At 45.0% G+C, this 17,709-nt stretch carries 14 protein-coding genes, 2 tRNA genes and 2 pseudogenes; 5 read left to right on the top strand and 13 right to left on the bottom strand.

Features of this window, described 5'->3' with window-relative positions:
• Positions 1–62 precede the first annotated feature (62 nt).
• The 5 genes and pseudogenes from phoU to NDJ01_RS18455 all read right to left on the bottom strand — a co-directional run bounded on the left by phoU (position 63) and on the right by NDJ01_RS18455 (position 5,521).
• On the bottom strand, positions 63–761 hold the full coding sequence (gene phoU, locus NDJ01_RS18470; RefSeq protein ID WP_005381744.1) for a phosphate signaling complex protein PhoU: 699 nt from the start codon (positions 759–761) through the stop codon (positions 63–65).
• 30 nt (positions 762–791) lie between these two features.
• Positions 792–1,610 carry a phosphate ABC transporter ATP-binding protein PstB gene (gene pstB / locus NDJ01_RS18465; protein WP_005381745.1) on the bottom strand — a complete coding sequence of 273 codons (819 nt, stop codon included), beginning with the start codon at positions 1,608–1,610 and terminating at the stop codon, positions 792–794.
• A gap of 2 nt (positions 1,611–1,612) precedes the next feature.
• A pseudogene (gene pstA / locus NDJ01_RS18460) lies at positions 1,613–2,989 on the bottom strand (phosphate ABC transporter permease PstA); the annotation flags it as partial.
• 65 nt (positions 2,990–3,054) lie between these two features.
• Positions 3,055–3,286, bottom strand: a pseudogene (locus NDJ01_RS24780) (phosphate ABC transporter, permease protein PstA); the annotation flags it as partial.
• A gap of 30 nt (positions 3,287–3,316) precedes the next feature.
• Positions 3,317–5,521: an ABC transporter permease subunit gene (locus NDJ01_RS18455; protein ID WP_258587117.1), complete on the bottom strand. Its 2,205-nt coding sequence runs from the start codon at positions 5,519–5,521 to the stop codon at positions 3,317–3,319.
• A 207-nt stretch (positions 5,522–5,728) separates the two neighbouring features.
• Between NDJ01_RS18455 and ppk1 the strand changes: the two genes are divergently transcribed.
• The gene (gene ppk1 / locus NDJ01_RS18450; RefSeq protein WP_005391598.1) at positions 5,729–7,819 is read left to right on the top strand and encodes a polyphosphate kinase 1; all 2,091 of its coding nucleotides are present in this window, start codon (positions 5,729–5,731) and stop codon (positions 7,817–7,819) included.
• Complete coding sequence (gene ppx / locus NDJ01_RS18445) at positions 7,803–9,308, top strand: exopolyphosphatase (protein ID WP_258587116.1); 1,506 nt, start codon at positions 7,803–7,805, stop codon at positions 9,306–9,308. Before ppk1 ends, ppx begins: the two co-directional genes overlap by 17 nt.
• 34 nt (positions 9,309–9,342) lie before the next feature.
• Here the strand turns inward: ppx and NDJ01_RS18440 are convergent, their stop codons facing one another.
• The 3 genes from NDJ01_RS18440 to phoB are packed head-to-tail and all read right to left on the bottom strand — an operon-like array spanning position 9,343 to position 12,330.
• Positions 9,343–10,302, bottom strand: coding sequence for a PstS family phosphate ABC transporter substrate-binding protein (locus NDJ01_RS18440; RefSeq protein ID WP_237312538.1), 960 nt, complete (start codon positions 10,300–10,302; stop codon positions 9,343–9,345).
• Positions 10,302–11,600, bottom strand: coding sequence for a phosphate regulon sensor histidine kinase PhoR (gene phoR, locus NDJ01_RS18435; RefSeq protein ID WP_048626037.1), 1,299 nt, complete (start codon positions 11,598–11,600; stop codon positions 10,302–10,304). Before phoR ends, NDJ01_RS18440 begins: the two co-directional genes overlap by 1 nt.
• A gap of 40 nt (positions 11,601–11,640) precedes the next feature.
• Positions 11,641–12,330, bottom strand: coding sequence for a phosphate regulon transcriptional regulator PhoB (gene phoB, locus NDJ01_RS18430; RefSeq protein WP_005381752.1), 690 nt, complete (start codon positions 12,328–12,330; stop codon positions 11,641–11,643).
• A gap of 224 nt (positions 12,331–12,554) precedes the next feature.
• Between phoB and rdgC the strand changes: the two genes are divergently transcribed.
• From rdgC to NDJ01_RS18415, 3 genes are all read left to right on the top strand, one after another.
• Positions 12,555–13,469 carry a recombination-associated protein RdgC gene (gene rdgC, locus NDJ01_RS18425; RefSeq protein ID WP_258587115.1) on the top strand — a complete coding sequence of 305 codons (915 nt, stop codon included), beginning with the start codon at positions 12,555–12,557 and terminating at the stop codon, positions 13,467–13,469.
• Between the two features lie 165 nt (positions 13,470–13,634).
• Positions 13,635–15,035, top strand: coding sequence for a tRNA 5-hydroxyuridine modification protein YegQ (gene yegQ, locus NDJ01_RS18420; protein WP_006741904.1), 1,401 nt, complete (start codon positions 13,635–13,637; stop codon positions 15,033–15,035).
• Positions 15,036–15,037: 2 nt separating this feature from the next.
• Positions 15,038–15,292, top strand: coding sequence for a YfhL family 4Fe-4S dicluster ferredoxin (locus NDJ01_RS18415; RefSeq protein WP_031780214.1), 255 nt, complete (start codon positions 15,038–15,040; stop codon positions 15,290–15,292).
• 42 nt (positions 15,293–15,334) lie between these two features.
• Here NDJ01_RS18415 and NDJ01_RS18410 read toward each other — a convergent pair whose 3' ends face one another.
• The 5 genes from NDJ01_RS18410 to NDJ01_RS18390 form a co-directional block, all read right to left on the bottom strand.
• Positions 15,335–15,643 (bottom strand): hypothetical protein, encoded by a 309-nt coding sequence (locus NDJ01_RS18410; RefSeq protein WP_005391608.1) that lies wholly within the window; start codon positions 15,641–15,643, stop codon positions 15,335–15,337.
• Positions 15,644–15,965: 322 nt separating this feature from the next.
• A complete protein-coding gene (gene mepA, locus NDJ01_RS18405; protein WP_258587114.1) occupies positions 15,966–16,802 on the bottom strand; it encodes a penicillin-insensitive murein endopeptidase in 837 nt (278 codons plus the stop codon).
• Between the two features lie 12 nt (positions 16,803–16,814).
• Positions 16,815–17,147, bottom strand: a complete 333-nt coding sequence (locus tag NDJ01_RS18400; protein WP_005391613.1) for a DUF1904 domain-containing protein — start codon at positions 17,145–17,147, stop codon at positions 16,815–16,817.
• Positions 17,148–17,483: 336 nt separating this feature from the next.
• A tRNA-Trp gene (locus NDJ01_RS18395) sits at positions 17,484–17,560 on the bottom strand.
• A 35-nt stretch (positions 17,561–17,595) separates the two neighbouring features.
• Positions 17,596–17,672 (bottom strand) — tRNA-Asp (locus tag NDJ01_RS18390).
• Positions 17,673–17,709: the final 37 nt, after the last annotated feature.

Genomic DNA, 17,709 nt, shown 5'->3' with positions numbered 1-17,709 from the left:
CGTGCTTTCCCTCTCCCTAACAAATAGACTAGCCTAAAAGCTGGTCTATTTATTGAAATCAGTTACTTCAGTACGTCATCAATGCTTTGATCACCTAGATGGCGTACATCTTTCCCTTTCACAAAGTAAATAATGTATTCACAGATGTTCTGGCAACGGTCCCCCACGCGTTCAATCGCGCGTGCCGACCACATCACTTGCAGAATATTGGGTATATTTTTTGGGTCTTCCATCATATAGGTCATCAACTGACGAATTACCGCTTCATATTCGGCGTCTAGCTTGTCATCTTGTTTGTGCACCTCTGCTGCCGCTTCTACATCCATGCGGGCAAACGCATCCAAAACCTGATGCAGCATATTAATTGCCTGACGGCAGAGAGGCTCTAACGACACTTGGAATTGTCGTTCTTTTGATGATGGGCTTTCAATGGCAACGTAAGCAATGCGTGTCGCCACGTCACCGATACGTTCTAAATCAGTGATCGTTTTGATGATAGCCATGATTAAGCGCAAGTCTTTTGCCGTTGGCTGACGCTTAGCAATAATGCGTGTACAGGCGTCATCGATCGAGACTTCCATCGCATTCACTTTATGATCGTCACGCACAACCTTACGCGCCAGTTCGATGTCTTCTTTATGCAAGGCTTGAATAGCATACGAAAGCTGCTGTTCTACCAAGCCCCCCATGGTTAATACATGAGTACGAATCGATTCTAGCTCTACGTTAAATTGTCCTGAAATATGACGTCCAAAGTGCATGATGTTCCTTATTCCGTATAGAGTCGCGACTTAACCGTAGCGACCCGTAATGTAATCTTCGGTCTGTTTCTTCATTGGCGAGGTGAAGATCGAGTCCGCGTCAGAGTATTCAATTAACTTACCCATATGAATGAATGCAGTATGATCGCTCACTCTCGCCGCTTGTTGCATGTTATGGGTAACGATAACGACAGTATATTGAGTCTTAAGCTCATTGATAAGCTCTTCAATAGTTAAAGTTGAGATTGGATCCAACGCTGATGTCGGCTCATCCAATAACAGGACTTCCGGCTCAATCGCCACCGCGCGCGCAATGACCAAGCGCTGTTGCTGACCACCAGATAAACCAAATGCGTTCTCATGCAAGCGGTCTTTTACCTCATCCCACAACGCCGCCGAGCGCAAGGATCGCTCCACTGCGTCATCTAAACTACGGCTGTTTTTTACACCTTGTAAGCGTAAGCCATAAACTACATTTTCATAAATAGACTTAGGAAATGGATTGGGTCTTTGAAACACCATCCCCACTCGGCGTCGAAGTGTCGCAACATCGACATTAGGATGATAAACATTTTTGCCATGTAGACGGACTTTACCTGTGACTCGACACCCTTCTACTAAGTCGTTCATGCGATTGATGCAACGTAATAACGTCGACTTTCCACACCCTGAAGGACCGATAAAAGCGGTGACTCGCCCTTTGGGAATTCGCATCGAAATATCATGCAGCGCCTGAGTTTGACCATAGAACAGATTAAGGTTCTCGATTGAGATTGCTGTTTGTTCATCCGTTAAATTATGAACGTCCAATGGTGGCTCATAACCTAATGTACTATCAAAATTAAACATACTTAATCTTGTCCTAACGTTCTGTATTTTTCTCGTAAATTATTGCGAATACTGATTGCTGTTAAGTTTAGCCCGACAATCACTGTCACGAGTAAGAAAGAGGTAGCATAAACTAATGGTCGCGCAGCTTCGATGTTGGAGGTTTGAAAGCCAACATCGTAAATGTGAAAACCTAAATGCATGAACTTTCTATCCAAATGCACATAAGGGAATTGCCCGTCAACCGGTAAACTGGATGCTAATTTCACGACCCCCACCAGCATCAGTGGCGCTACTTCGCCAGCTGCACGCGCAATCGCAAGGATCAACCCTGTGATAATAGCTGGCGTCGCCATAGGCAAAACCACACGCCATAGTGTTTCGAACTGAGTTGCACCAAGCGCCAGAGAGCCATGTCGTACTGAACTCGGAATACGAGTTAAACCTTCTTCTGTCGTCACAATCACAACTGGAAGCGTCAGCACGGCAAGAGTTAGTGCAGACCACAACAAACCCGGCGTACCAAAGGTTGGTGCCGGTAGCTTCTCCGCATAGAATACGTTATCGATAGAGGCACCAATCGTATAAACAAAGAAGCCTAAACCAAATACGCCATAAACAATCGATGGAACACCCGCTAGGTTTATAACCGCAATACGAATAACCCTGGTTAGAGCGTTATTCTTAGCGTATTCATGCAGATAGATAGCAGCGATCACCCCAAGTGGCATCACAATGATCGACATGATAATTACTAAGAAAACCGTACCAAATATCGCAGGGAACACGCCTCCCTCGGAGTTAGACTCTCTTGGATCTTCAGATAAAAACTTCCAAACCTGCTTCCCCCAGTGCATGACTTTATCAGGCAGTGACATTTGGTTTGGGTACCAGTAGTCCAAAATGTCTTCGAGCGGAATCGATACTTGTGAGCCCGTCATATCCTCGACAATCAGGGCATAGCCAGAAAGCTGTAATCGTAAGCCATCAAGCTGTAAATCTAACGTCGCCAGCGCTTTCTCTATCCGCTCTTTTTTCGTCTGGTTTTCCTTTAAGAAGCTTTCTGTCAGCGTGTCATTCAACTCATGCTTGCGCTTTTCTAATCGCAATTGCTCTAGCTTCCAACCAAGCTCTTTAAGCTGATCGACCACCAAAGAATCAATCTCATGACGCAGAGTTTCTGCATCATCCAGTTTTTTGTTCAAGATTGATTGAATATCGTTGGTGTATAAGTTGTCTCCATCCTGAAACGCCACCAGCTTACCAAAAAAGTAACCGCCACTACTTCGCTCGATCACAGCCCACTCTTTTGGCGTCGTGGGCTCATCCAACTGCATTTGCAATACGGAGATAAAATCGGCGGGATACAACTCTCGGTTGGCGATTTTGATACTGAGTCGCGTAGCAAAGTCTTCATCGTCTTCTAATTGCTGCGCCGCGCTTTCAGGCAGATAACTCTTCGGTACAAAGCTGCGTTCATACACTTGACCAATCAGAATAGTATTTTCATGTAGCACTTCGCCTTGCACAGGGGTCAACGCTGCAACATTCCACTGATACAAGGGCGCTGGCCAAAAGTAAGTCAGGCCTTTCCAGCCGATAAGGAGTAACAACCCTAATACCGACAACAAACTGATGCTGACTGCACCGCCTGTTAGCCATATCCACGGTGCGCCAGAACGAATCCAATTTAACACGTCATTACTCGCTCTTTATTCAAACCATTATTACAACGCACGGTACTTGTCTCTCAGTCTCTGACGAACCCACTCCGCAAGCGCGTTTACTGCAAACGTAAACACAAACAAAATTAATGCAGCTAGGAACAGCAGGCGATAATGCGAACTTCCAACTTCCGACTCTGGCAACTCAACGGCGATGGTCGCCGACAGGCTGCGCAATCCTTCCAAAATATTCCAATCCATTAATGGCGTATTGCCCGTTGCCATTAACACAATCATGGTTTCACCAACAGCGCGTCCCAGCCCCATCATAATGGCAGAAAAAATACCCGGGCTTGCGGTAAGCAAGACAACATAGATTAAAGTTTGCCAAGGCGTGGCCCCTAATGCCAAAGAGCCATCCGATAAATGCTTCGGCACAGAGAAAATGGCATCTTCGGCGATGGTAAAAATCGTCGGGATAACAGCAAAACCCATCGCTAACCCCACCACCAATGCATTACGTTGATCGTAACCAATACCATGCTCGGTTAAGAACAAGCGCATATCACCACTGAAGAACGTCTGCTCAATCGTAGGCGAAATCCACACTCCAAGCCCAATCAGTATCAATATGACAGGCATGAGCACTAAAGCATGCCAACCATTAGGCAGACGATTTCGCAAAGGTTGCGGTATTAATGCCCATAGCCCGCCCATAATCATGGTGCTCAAGGGCAAAACAAACAGCATGACGACGATCGTAATCAGGTGATCTTCGACAATAGGCGCGAACCACAGCCCCGCGAGGAAACCAATGATCACCGTCGGCAGTGCTTCCATTAGCTCAATCGACGGTTTTACGACACGACGCATGCGTGGCGACATAAAGTAAGCCGTATAAATAGCACCTAGCACTGCGAGCGGTACTGAAAACAGCATCGCAAACATCGCCGCTTTTATCGTCCCAAACGCAATAGGTACTAGGCTGAACTTAGCCTCAAAGTTATCGCTCGCCGAAGTCGATTGCCACACATATTCAGGCTCAGGATACCCTTCGTACCACACTTCTTGCCATAATGAGGACAATGAAATTTCCGGATAGGCATTGTCCACTTCCGCAACATTTAACGCATTATTTTGCCAAGTGATTAAGTAGCGTTCATTGTTAGACATTGCTGCGATTGCGGGCGCTTGATTGTACGCACGCTTAAACAACACTAGTTTTTCACTGGTTGTATAATGGCTTTGCAACGTGCCGTTGGTGTAAAAGCTATAAAATCCTTTGCGATGAGAATCCGGCAACAAATACTTAAGCTCTGATGCCAATTTAAAATCACGAATATGCGTTAACGTGCGTCTCTCTTCTTGCAGCGTGTCAAACCATTGCGACACCCGACCATCGTTGTGTGTCACCAAAAGCGAGTAAGCACCAGCCAGTAGGTCCATTGTACGAACGGAGTGCTTCTTATCACCTTGAGTGAGGTCGACCACCTCTCGCACAGCAAATTTACGTGCGGTTTTCTTTAACACGATCAACTCAGAGCCATCGCGCAAATAAAGCGTTTCACCATCAGGTGTCAATAACATTTGCTGAGGGGCATCAAAGCCTGAAGAGAACGTAAAATCGATCGTTGTCGGAGGCGTCCCCAAAGACGAAGCCACTTGCCAACGAGCCTTCACTTCACCGCTTTGTGTCTGCCAAACAATTGTTGGTAACGGCGTTGAAGCTGCAAACACAAACTGAGTCACAGGATCTTGAGGCGTACTCAGCGTCAGATCCATGCTGGTGTCTAGCTCAATCACTTCCGGAGGACGTGTATTTTCTCTCAACGTGGCATTAAATTCAGGCTTGAAAAGGTGCGCTTTACCCTGCCCATCAACAAACCCATACCAACCTAGTCCAGGAGCCGATTGAGAGAAAGCGACGGGTTCCTGGACGATTTGCTGTTTATACACCGCAGGTTTCGTAGGATCGTCCATCGACAAATATTGAATCTCACCACTTTGGGTTAGAACGAACGCGAGCTGAGCGTAATCATCCACCGAAATCGCCAGTGGTGTTTCAATATGGGAGGCTCGAATGGCTTGGTTGGTTTTGATCTCCGCATCAGAAAAAAGCGGAATGATCACCATGGCGAGGTAGACAAAGATCAAAATAAGCGCCGCGAGTACGCCGACACCACCGGATGTCACTGCAAGTCGAACTAAACGATCTTTTATCAGTCGTTTCTTATCTTTTTCCTGCAATGAAAACTCGGCTTGTGCCATTTAAATCTCTACCTTTTTTGACTTAGTACTAGAATATGTCGTTAAGATGACAATTATATTACAGATCACATTAAACACCTGAAAAGAATACAACTCTTATGCAATGCGTGGTATGAAATAAATCTGTAATGAAAATCTCATAATGTTCTCACTCATCCATTTTTCCAAGATGAGTACGTATTACTTCACTTTTGGCTAGGTAAGGTTATGAGCGCAGAAAAACTATATATAGAAAAAGAGCTGAGTTGGTTGTCTTTCAACGAACGAGTATTACAAGAAGCTGCCGATAAAACCGTCCCTTTGATCGAACGTATTCGCTTTCTTGGGATCTTTTCCAACAATTTAGATGAATTTTACAAAGTACGCTTTGCGGACGTGAAGCGCAGAATCCTAATCAGCCAAGAGCGCGGTGGCAGTGATAGCCCTAAACGACTGTTAACCAAAATGCAGTCGAAAGCACTAAAGCTTAACGAACAATTTGATGAGCTTTACAGCGAATTGATTCGAGAAATGGCGCGACGTCGCATTTTCTTGGTCAACGAACAACAACTGGATGAATCGCAACAAAAGTGGATCGCAAAATACTTCCGTAGAGAGGTCATGCCGCATATCACTCCCCTCCTAATGAAAGACGAGATCGATGTTCTGCAATTTCTCAAAGACGAGTACGCTTACATCGCCGTAGAACTGCGTAAAGAAGAACATTACCAGTACGCTCTTATCGAAATTCCGACCGATCACCTTCCCCGCTTTGTGATGGTACCAGAACAGAAAGGAAAGCGTCGAAAAACCATCATCTTACTTGATAATATTATCCGCCACTGTTTGGACGAGCTGTTCAAAGGCTTTTTTGATTATGATGAGCTTAGCGGCTATGCGATGAAAATGACGCGTGACGCTGAATACGATTTACGCAATGAAATCGAGTACAGCTTGCTCGAACAAATGTCGGAAGGTGTCAATCAGCGACTGACAGCAAAGCCCGTTCGCTTCGTCTACGAACGTGATATGCCGCCCCAAATGCTAGAGTTTCTTTGTAACAAGCTCAATATCTCTAATTACGATAACCTTATCCCCGGCGGCCGCTATCACAATTTTAAAGACTTCATTGCTTTTCCAAATGTTGGGCGAGAGTACCTTGAAAATAAACCGCTTCCGCCAATGAAATGCGCCGATTTCGAAGGTTACGCTAACAGCTTTGATGCGATTAAAGCGAAAGATATTCTACTCTATTACCCCTACCACACTTTTGACCACATTAGTGAGTTGGTGCGCCAAGCCTCCTTCGATCCGAAAGTACTTAGTATCAAGATTAACATTTACCGTGTCGCGAAAGATTCTCGCTTGATGAACTCGTTAATTGATGCCGTGCACAACGGCAAAAACGTCACCGTGGTCGTGGAGCTGCAGGCTCGCTTTGATGAAGAAGCCAATATCGAATGGTCAAAAGTGTTGACCGAGGCAGGTGTGCACGTCATCTTCGGAGCGCCTGGCCTTAAGATTCATTCAAAGCTACTGATGATCAGTCGCCGTGAAGGTGAAGAAATTATTCGCTACGCGCACATCGGCACAGGCAACTTCCATGAGAAAACGGCACGAATTTATACCGACTTCTCTCTCCTTACCGCAGATCAAGAAATCACTAACGAAGTTCGTAATGTCTTCGGTTACATTGAGAATCCATATCGCCCAGTGAAGTTCAATCACCTCATGGTATCTCCTCGTAATTCTCGAACCCAAATCTACCGCCTAATCGATAATGAAATTGCGAATGCTAAGCTAGGGAAAAAAGCCGCCCTTACGATCAAGGTCAATAACCTAGTCGACAAAGGCATCGTCAATAAGCTATATGGAGCAAGTACGGCGGGAGTGAAGATAAATATGATCATTCGCGGCATGTGCTCCTTAGTACCGGGCATTGAGGGGATCAGCGACAATATTCGCATCATCAGTATTGTTGACCGCTTTTTGGAACACCCACGCGTGGTGATTACCCATAACGATGGCGATCCGCAAGTCTATATCTCTTCTGCTGACTGGATGACAAGAAATATCGATCACCGCATTGAGGTGGCGGCGCCAGTCCGTGATCCACGTTTGAAACAGAGAATTATTGATATAACGAATATCCATTTTACCGATACAGTAAAGGCTCGTTTTATAGATAAGGAAATGAGCAACGCTTACGTACCACGAGGTAATCGCAAAAAAGTTCGTTCTCAAATCGCTATCTATGACTATCTTAAAAATATAGAAAAGCAAACTAGAAAACAAAATTCAGATGCCTCAAATACTTGAACAAGATACTCGCTACATTGCCGCGATAGACCTCGGCTCAAACAGTTTCCACATGGTGGTGGCCAAGGTTGTAGGCAGTGACTTACAACTGGTTAGCCGCCATAAACAGCGTGTTCGCTTAGCATCAGGACTCGACAGTGAATTGAACTTAAGTCATTCCGCGATGGAACGTGCGTTAGAGTGCTTAGCCATGTTCGCTGAGAGACTGCAAGGGCTTGATGAGTCGAATGTGCGTATCGCCGCGACACACACACTAAGACGCGCTAAAAATGCTCATCTATTCATTGAGCGTGCGAAAGAAGTGATGCCCTTCCCAATAGAAATCATCCCAGGGGAAGAAGAAGCCCGCTTGATTTACTTAGGTGTCGCTCACACTCAAGTAGAGTCAAACTCCAAGTTGGTCGTTGATATTGGTGGCGGCAGTACCGAAATGATCATTGGACAAGAGTTTGAACCTGAGCTTCTCAACAGTAAACAGATGGGATGCGTCAGCTTTACAGAGCAATATTTTAAAAACGGCAAACTGTCTGGAAAAAACTTCAATAAAGCGATGTTAGCCGCCGAGCAAAAACTCGAGTCCATCGCTTCAGCATATCGTAAAAAAGGCTGGGATATCGCGCTCGGCTCGTCAGGAACTATCAAAGCGATTCAAGAAGTACTTGTAGGGTTGGGTTTTGAAGATGGCCTGATCACCGCGAAGAGACTGGACACGCTTATTGAAACTCTGTGTAATTTTGATTCAATTGAAGAGATTGAACTGACAGGTTTAACAGAAGAACGTAAGCCCGTATTCGCGGCAGGCGTGGCGATTTTGTCCGCAATTTTCAAAGCACTCCGCATTGAGCAGATGTTTTTCTCCGATGGTGCTCTGCGCGAAGGTCTGTTGTACGAAATGGAAGAGCGTTTTGCGCGCTCCGATATACGTATGCGCACAACTGAAAATTTAGCCAACAAACACCGGGTTGACTTAAAGCATGCTGCTCGTGTTAAAGGCCATGCACGTGAGATGTTATGTCAGGTGCGCTCTGAACTAGGCATTAAAAAAAAGAGTGAGTTATTTGACTTACTAGAATGGGCAGCATTGCTTCATGAAGTCGGATTAAGCATCAACTTACGTAGCTTCCATCGCCACTCTTTCTATGTTCTGTTGCATTCCACTCTACAAGGCTTCAACCGTGAACAGCAATTAGTGCTCGCAACATTAGCCCGCTTCCAGCGTAAAGCACTTAAACTGCAAGAACTGCCAGATTTCAACCTCTACAAACAAAGTGACGTGATAAGCCTCATCAAAATATTACGACTTTCTATCGTATTAAATGGACAGCGTAACGAAGATCCATTGCCTGACATCACTTTATCCATCAAAAATGATGAATGGATTCTTACGTGCACAGATAAAGCATGGCTAGAAAACAACAAATTGCTTCATGCTGATTTGCAGGAAGAACAAGAACGTTGGGACAGCGCGAAGTGGACACTCACTTTCTGATCTCGTGCTGTTCATACCTAAACAAAAAGTCGGCTTACAGGCCGACTTTTTTTAACTCTTCTTCTGCAAAATCTGCCGTAATGGGCACATAACCATCTTTCTCAACCAACGCTTGCCCCTGAGCGGAGAAAATAAAGCGAATAAACTCGGCTTCAATTGGTGTTAATGGGTAATCCGGGTGCTTATTCACGTAAACATATAAGTAACGTGATAGTGGGTACTTACCACTAACAATATGTTCTCGCGTTGGCGTCACGTAGTCATTCCCCGTTTTTGCCACCGGAACTAAGCGTACGCCTGCCACTCGATAACCGACACCGGAATAACCGATTCCACTGATGGTTGACGCTACAGCTTGCACAACTGACGCGGAGCCTGGCTGCTCGTTAACTCGGGTCTTGAAATCTCCGCCACACAAGGCATTGCTTTTGAAGTAACCATAAGTTCCAGAAACGGAGTTACGACCAAACAACTGTACGTTTCGCTTTGCCCACTGTGATTCAAGACCGAGTTGCTGCCAGTTTGTGACAAATTGACTTTCACCACAGCGCAGAGTTGCAGAAAACAAAGCATCTAATTGACTAAAGTTGAGCCCTTGAATTGGATTGTCTTGATGGACAAAAATACCGATAGCATCGATCGCAACCCTAAGCGCCGTTGGCTTGTAACCATGTTCACGTTCAAACGCTTCAACCTCTCTTAAACGCATCGGGCGACTCATGGGACCAAACTGAGCTGTTTGTTCGGTCAATGCTGGGGGCGCCGTGGAAGAGCCAGACGCTTGGACTTGCGCATTAATATTCGGGTAAATGGATTTAAACTCTTCAACCCAAAGTGTTGTCATGCCCGCAAGCGTATCGGAGCCGACAGAGAGCAAATTCCCGACAATCCCAGTCGTTTTATGATAATTCGGCAATGGTTTATCTTGAGCAACAGCCATACCGGAGCAAGCAAGAACCAGTAGACTGAACACTTTTGCGACTCTTAATGCCATTATTTCACCACCAAACGTTCAGGCAATACAAAAGAAAACTTACTGCCCACGCCCACTTCACTGTGAATTTCCAAATGAGAATCATGGTGGCTCAGCGCATGTTTCACAATAGCCAACCCTAACCCACTCCCTCCGGTATCGCGTGATCTTGCTTTATCGACGCGATAAAAACGCTCAGTAAGTCGATGGAGGTGCTGAGGCTCTATACCATCACCACTATCCTCCACCTCTAAGCATGCGCCTTGAGATGTCTGGAACCAACGAACATTAATGTTCGCGCCAGGCGGTGTGTATTTGACAGCATTATAAACGAGGTTAGAGATGGCACTACGTAACTGGTCATCATCGCCCAGTACACGTAGGCTAGCATCAACATCAAATTTCAATTTATGTTGGTTGTCCCCACTAAGGCTGACCGCCTCTTTTTCTAGTACTTCTAGCATCGCAGGTACATTCACGACATCTTCAAGCTCATGCATAGGTGCCGCTTCAATTTTAGATAGCGTCAGTAGTTGGTTCACCAAACTGTTCATGCGGTTGAGCTGCTCCGTCATAACACCATGCGCTTTGCTCCACATTGGGCCCACAACCATGTCAGGATCTTCTGTCATCTCCAAATAACCTTGCAGCACCGTCATTGGTGTACGAAGTTCATGAGAAACGTTAGCAAAGAAGTTGCGGCGCATTCCCTCAAGTTGTTTTAACTGGCTAACATCACGCACCACCATCAAATGTTCACCTTCGGTATACGGTACGATACGTAGTTCTAGCATGCGTTCGACATTGAGTGGTGAGCGCATTTCCAATGGCTCAGAGAAGTCTTTCTTGTTGAGGTACTTGATAAAATCAGGCGTACGAATGAGGTTGGAGATAGGTTGACCAGAGTCTTCCGGCCAATGGAAACCCAATAAGTGTTGAGCCAGTTTGTTACACCAAACGATATTGCCTTCAGCACGGAACACCACGACGGCATCGGGTAACGATTCCGCACCATTTCTGAATCGGCGAATGAGATTAGTAAGCTCTTTGCGTTTACGGCGTTGGCGCTGCTGTAAGCGATACAAGCCATTGAACAAAGATTCCCAGTTACCGCTACCAGACGGTGGCGTAAGGCGCTTTTCATCCCATAACCAAGAAGATAAACGTACTTGGTTATGCAAATGCCACACAAGCTGCAATGCCGTAGCTGCCAAAAGCAACCACGGCATATAACCGAATATCCAACCTACTATCACCCATGGGGTGTAAAAAAAAGCCAGCTCCCAGGCCAGCTTTTTCCACGTTAATCTTTCAACCACTCATAACTCCAGAAATGGTACCGATAAGCTGCGTGTTAATTTATGCCTTTGTCGAGAAGCGGTATCCAGCACCACGAACAGTTTGGATCAGCTTATCATGCCCTGCTGCTTCCAATGCTTTACGCAGGCGGCGAATATGAACATCGACCGTACGATCTTCGACATACACGTTAGTACCCCAAACATTGTTTAATAGCTGCTCACGGCTGTACACACGCTCTTGATGCGTCATGAAAAAATGTAGCATTTTAAATTCTGTTGGGCCCATATCTAATGGTGCATCATTAGCCGTGACACGGTGTGATACAGGATCAAGCTTCAATCCCTGCACATCAATTACGTCTTCCAATGCGGTCGGGGTTACGCGACGAATCACCGCTTTTAAGCGGGCAACCAACTCTTTAGGAGAAAATGGCTTAGTAATGTAGTCATCCGCACCGACTTCTAAACCGCGCACTTTATCTTCTTCTTCACCACGAGCGGTAAGCATCACAACTGGAATGTTGCGCGTTAATTCCTCTCGCTTCATGTGTTTGATGAAGTTAATGCCGCTGCCGCCTGGTAACATCCAATCCAGTAAAACTAAATCAGGGAAGGGTTCAGCCAGTTTGGTTACTGCAGTATCGTAATCTTCCGCTTCTACCGCTTGGTAACCTTTCTGCTCAAGTACGAAGCACAGCATTTCGCGAATAGGAGCTTCGTCTTCAACAACCAGAATCCTTCTAGACATAATTGAGTAACCTTATGTTCGTTGAGCTAATGAATTTAAGAGACAAAGCGCCCCTCTATGCATAAGCATTATCACTACCAATTATGACACTTTTGTGACCTTTGAAAACAAATTTTCATATAACTTTCTTTTGAGGTTCATTCGGATATTTTTCATTTCTATTAAGACATCAGCACAAAAATTCCCTATGATTAGTCCCTTGTCATCAAGCCTAGAGAAGATTTATGTGGTTTAAAAACTGTCTGGTATACCGCGTTAACCGCGAGGTTACTTTCAACGCCGAACAACTAGAAACTCAACTGTCTGAATTCCGATTCACCCCATGTGGCAGTCAAGATAAACAGAAATTTGGCTGGGTCAGTGCAATGGGTAGACATGGCGACATGATGACTCACGTGTCAGAAAACCGCATTCTGATTTGCGCCAAGAAAGAAGAGAAAATGCTACCTGCCTCAGTGATCAAAGAGTCATTGAATGCAAAAGTAGAAGCAATGGAAGCGCAAGAAGGTCGTCCTCTGAAGAAGAAAGAGAAAGACAACCTGAAAGATGACATCGTAATGGATTTACTGCCTCGCGCATTTAGCCGCAGCAGCCACGCTCACGTGCTCATCATGCCAAAAGAAGGGTTCATCCTTGTTGACGCAAGCAGCTACAAAAAAGCGGAAGACGTATTAGCACTACTTCGTAAAACCATGGGTAGTTTACCTGTTGTTCCTGCCATTCCAGAAGTAGCGATTGAAACAACGCTAACCGAGTGGGTGAAAACGGGCGACACACCTCAAGGTATCACCATGATGGACGAAGCTGAGCTAAAATCCGTGCTTGAAGAAGGTGGCGTGATTCGTTGTAAGAAGCAAGAGCTGACCACAGATGAAATCCGCAACCACATCGCAGCAGATAAAGTCGTAACGAAGCTTGCACTTAATTGGCAAGATCGTATTGAATTCATCATGACAGAAGATGCGGGTATTAAGCGTCTAAAATTCTCTGATGAATTGAAAGATCAAAATGACGATATTCCACGTGAAGATCAAGCAGCTCGATTTGATGCAGACTTCTCTCTGATGTGTGGGGAGTTCAGTGCTTTCCTACCCAACCTATACGATGCGCTAGGCGGCTTACCAAATCCCAACGCTTAATACTGTATAAAAGTTAACCATAACGCCCTCACTTTTTTTGAGGGCGTTTTTCTATCTGAAGCACAATTACCCTAGTCACAGTTCACATTTTGACGTAAAATTTGCGCCCCATTTCCATTAGGTGGAATTGGCCTGACTTGTGATCAGATAAAAGAGAATTGAGCAATGACAACTGAGAAAGCATTCGTACCTGAGCTACTGTCTCCTGCGGGAAGCCTGAAAAACATGCGTTACGCATTCGCCTACGGCGCAGATGCAGTTTACGCTGGCCAACCTCGCTACAGCCTCCGCGTACGTAACAATGAGTTTAACCACGAAAACCTAAAAATCGGTATCGATGAAGCACATGCTCTAGGCAAAAAGCTTTATGTGGTATGTAACATTCAACCACACAACTCGAAGCTAAAAACCTTCATCCGTGATCTTAAACCAATCGTAGAAATGGGTCCTGACGCATTGATCATGTCAGATCCAGGCCTAATCATGATGGTTCGTGAAGCTTTCCCAGAAATGCCAATTCACCTTTCTGTACAAGCAAACGCTGTAAACTGGGCGACTGTTAAGTTCTGGGCAGCGAATGGCGTGGAACGAGTGATCGTTTCTCGCGAGCTATCTCTAGAAGAAATCGAAGAAATTCGTGAGCATTGTCCTGAAACTGAACTTGAAGTATTCGTTCACGGTGCATTATGCATGGCTTATTCTGGTCGTTGCCTACTTTCTGGTTACATAAACAAACGTGATCCTAACCAAGGCACTTGCACCAACGCGTGCCGTTGGGAATACAAAGTGGAAGAAGGCAAAGAAAACGACGCTGGTGATATTGTAGAGAAGTTTGACCCATCTGAAGCACAGCCTGTCGAAGTACAAGACGAACGCCCTGAAACCACAATTGGTCGTGGTAAACCAACGGATGAAGTCGTTCTACTTTCTGAAGCGCACCGTCCAGAAGAAAAAATGGCAGCGTACGAAGATGAACATGGTACTTACATCATGAACTCTAAAGACCTACGTGCGGTACAGCATGTTGAGCGCTTAACTAAGATGGGTGTGCACTCGCTGAAAATCGAAGGTCGTACTAAATCATTCTATTACTGTGCTCGTACTGCACAGGTTTACCGCAAAGCAATTGATGACGCTGTAGCAGGCCGACCATTTGATGAAAGCCTAATGGGTACACTAGAGAGCCTAGCTCACCGTGGCTATACCGAAGGCTTCCTACGTCGTCATACTCACGATACCTACCAAAATTACGATTACGGCTACTCAGTCTCTGATGCTCAACAGTTTGTCGGTGAGTTCACTGGTAAACGTCGTGGTGATATGGCTGAAGTAGAAGTGAAAAACAAATTCCTTGTCGGTGATAGTCTTGAGCTAATGACGCCAAAAGGTAATGTTGTTTTCACGCTAGAAGCGATGGAAAACCGTAAGTCAGAGTCTATTGAGGATGCCAAAGGGAATGGTCACTTCGTCTTCATTCCAGTACCAGCAGATCTAGATTTAGAATACGGTCTATTGATGCGTAACTTGAACTCAGGGCAGGACACCCGTAACCCGACTGGTAAGTAATCATGGCCTTGCTCATTACTGACAAATGCATCAACTGCGACATGTGCGATCCCGAATGCCCTAATGGGGCAATCAGCATGGGAGAAAGCATTTTCGAGATTGACCCAGCTCTATGTACAGAGTGTAAGGGACATTACGAAAAGCCGACCTGTCAGTCAGTGTGTCCGATTACAAAATGCATCATCACAGACCCGGATCATGTAGAAACAGAAGAGCAGTTACTGGAGAAGTTCGTGATTATTCAAGGATTGGCATAAGAACAAGTAGGTTCAACTTTGGAGACAAAGTTGAACCTTTTTTTAACCCGACTTTTCAATAGGATAGATATTACAAAACAACTCTTTTTCAAAATGAGACTCTAACCTATCTCGCCAATTTTCTGCTTGGGAAACCGGCACAAGATAAAAGTTTTCTCGGCTCGTATCCGTAACGAAAGCCATTCCATATTGCATCAGCTCGTAATGCACATCATTAACAAATCCGGGATCAAGACGCTGACGTCCTGTCAGGTGATTTACATCAACCCGAGTCAATAAGACCCCTTTCGTTTCACTGCTAAATCTGTGTCTTAACCACTCTGCAAATTCTTTTGCACAAATCATAGTCATGGTTTTATCCTTGATTTACTCTTCTAGCAGGAGAAGTATCCATTCCCGCCTCACACACTTGTCTGCCTTGTTATTGCTTCGCTAGCCAACTGACAGACATATTGCTAAGAAACCAAAGTATCGTGACGAAAGATCTTTCTAAACAGAGAAGTTACGACTTATCTATACTACAACTCTTTGTTTAATTTAGATTTCTATATTATGTCACCAAAACTAATTAGGTTAGTTTTTGTATTGGTATTATTCACTGTAGACAAAAGTATGATGTTTCTCCAGTTTCATAAAAGAGATACGTAAGGGAATATAAACCTGTAGAGCCACTCTAGTTAGTAGAGATAAGTGATTGGCATTGCGGTGGAATCGCTTTTTTTCGCTTGGGCTTAGCAATAACTTTCGCAGACGGCGGCTTATCGATAGGCTTAACTTTCGGTCCCCAACTAGCGAGCTCTACCCCACAACCATCACCAGCTGGAGGCAGAGCTTGTTCAACACAGTAGCCACTCGACTCAGGACAAGATAACCTGACGTGGAAGTGGTAATGATGCCCCCACCAAGGGCGAACTTTACGTAACCAAGAACGTTCTTTGCCTTCTTCTTGCGAGCAAAGCTGCTCCTTAATGACAGGATGTACAAAAATTCGTGCAACATCCTCACTCTGTGCAGCATATCGAATCAGCCTAAAGTGCCTATCTTCCCAGCGATGGTTAAGTATGGAATAACCTTTTAAGTCCACCACACTCATTGGCTTAGGGAGTTGTAATTCGTTATAAGAAAGCTGTTGGTCAGCGAGTCTTAACCAGATATCAATATCTAACCCAGTTTGGTGACTAGAATGGCCAGAAGAAAACCTTCCTCCTCTTGGTAAAGACAGGTCACCTATAAGCAGCGTTGTGTTGAGATTTTGATGAGCTTTAAGCGCTAGGTTTTTAATAAACTCTATCGTTTTAGGGTGCCCATAGTAGCGTTTCGTTTTACTGCGTAAAACTTGATAACCAACGCCATCAAGAGGCAAAGGTAATGCACCATCCAAACAACCGTTAGCATAGCTACCAATAGAGGAAGAAGAGTTTTGGGTAGGGTTAGTAACAGACTCCCAAGGAGTAGAGTATACAGAAGCTGAGAAACATAAACCCAAAGATACAATGAAACTCAGCTTCATAGCTTTTAGCCTTTAGTAGTGTTCGCCATTATCGTAATAAGCTTTAGGGGATAAAGCTGAAAATATAACTGCAACATCAATATCCGCACCAGCAATACCACGAACTTGCTGTGTAATAAGCTTAGCAACTTTATCTTGTACTTCCTGACCACGGTCAAACCAAAGCACTTCGACAAAAGGATATGCAGCACTCACCTCACCCTCATTGAAAAACGTAGTGTAGATATACTCAAAAGTAAAATCCTCACGCGGACAGTCCATCAGAGGCTGAAGTTCATCCGTCAGAGGCTTTGATAGTGCCTGAACAGCTTGCGGCTCTACAGCACGGAATCGAAAATGTGGCATAAACTTACTTCCTAATTATTAGCATTAACTCATGATAATAACAGGAACCAAGTCAGTAATCATCCAAGCCAATGTAACCACTAAGCTTTTCTATACACGTCATATAGATCCAGTAGTAAATCAACTAGCTCACTAACGAAGAGTAATGGGAGTATGAAGAGAAGTAAGAAAGGGTAAAACGATACACCGAAGCTTAGTGACGCAATCTATTGCAAGGGAAAATAGAATGGCTTAAATCACCGATGTAATATGTTCTTAAGATCAATGTGCATCAGATGTCGACAACTATTCGCTAGAAACGAAAAAGGCTCTGACCTAAGTCAGAGCCTTGATATATGGCAGGGGTGGAGAGATTCGAACTCCCAACACGCGGATTTGGAATCCGCTGCTCTGCCAATTGGAGCTACACCCCTACAGTTCGTGTTTAATGAGACGACTCTCAAATAAGTGGCGGAGTGGACGGGACTCGAACCCGCGACCCCCGGCGTGACAGGCCGGTATTCTAACCAACTGAACTACCACTCCGCAGTGGTAACACTCGCTTGTAATCAGCAAGTGTCCA

The organism is Vibrio sp. HS-50-1, from assembly GCF_024747315.1.
Classification (GTDB): domain Bacteria; phylum Pseudomonadota; class Gammaproteobacteria; order Enterobacterales; family Vibrionaceae; genus Vibrio; species Vibrio diabolicus.
Note: the sequence above shows the minus strand (reverse complement) of the source record. Positions and strands in the feature narration are given on the sequence as shown.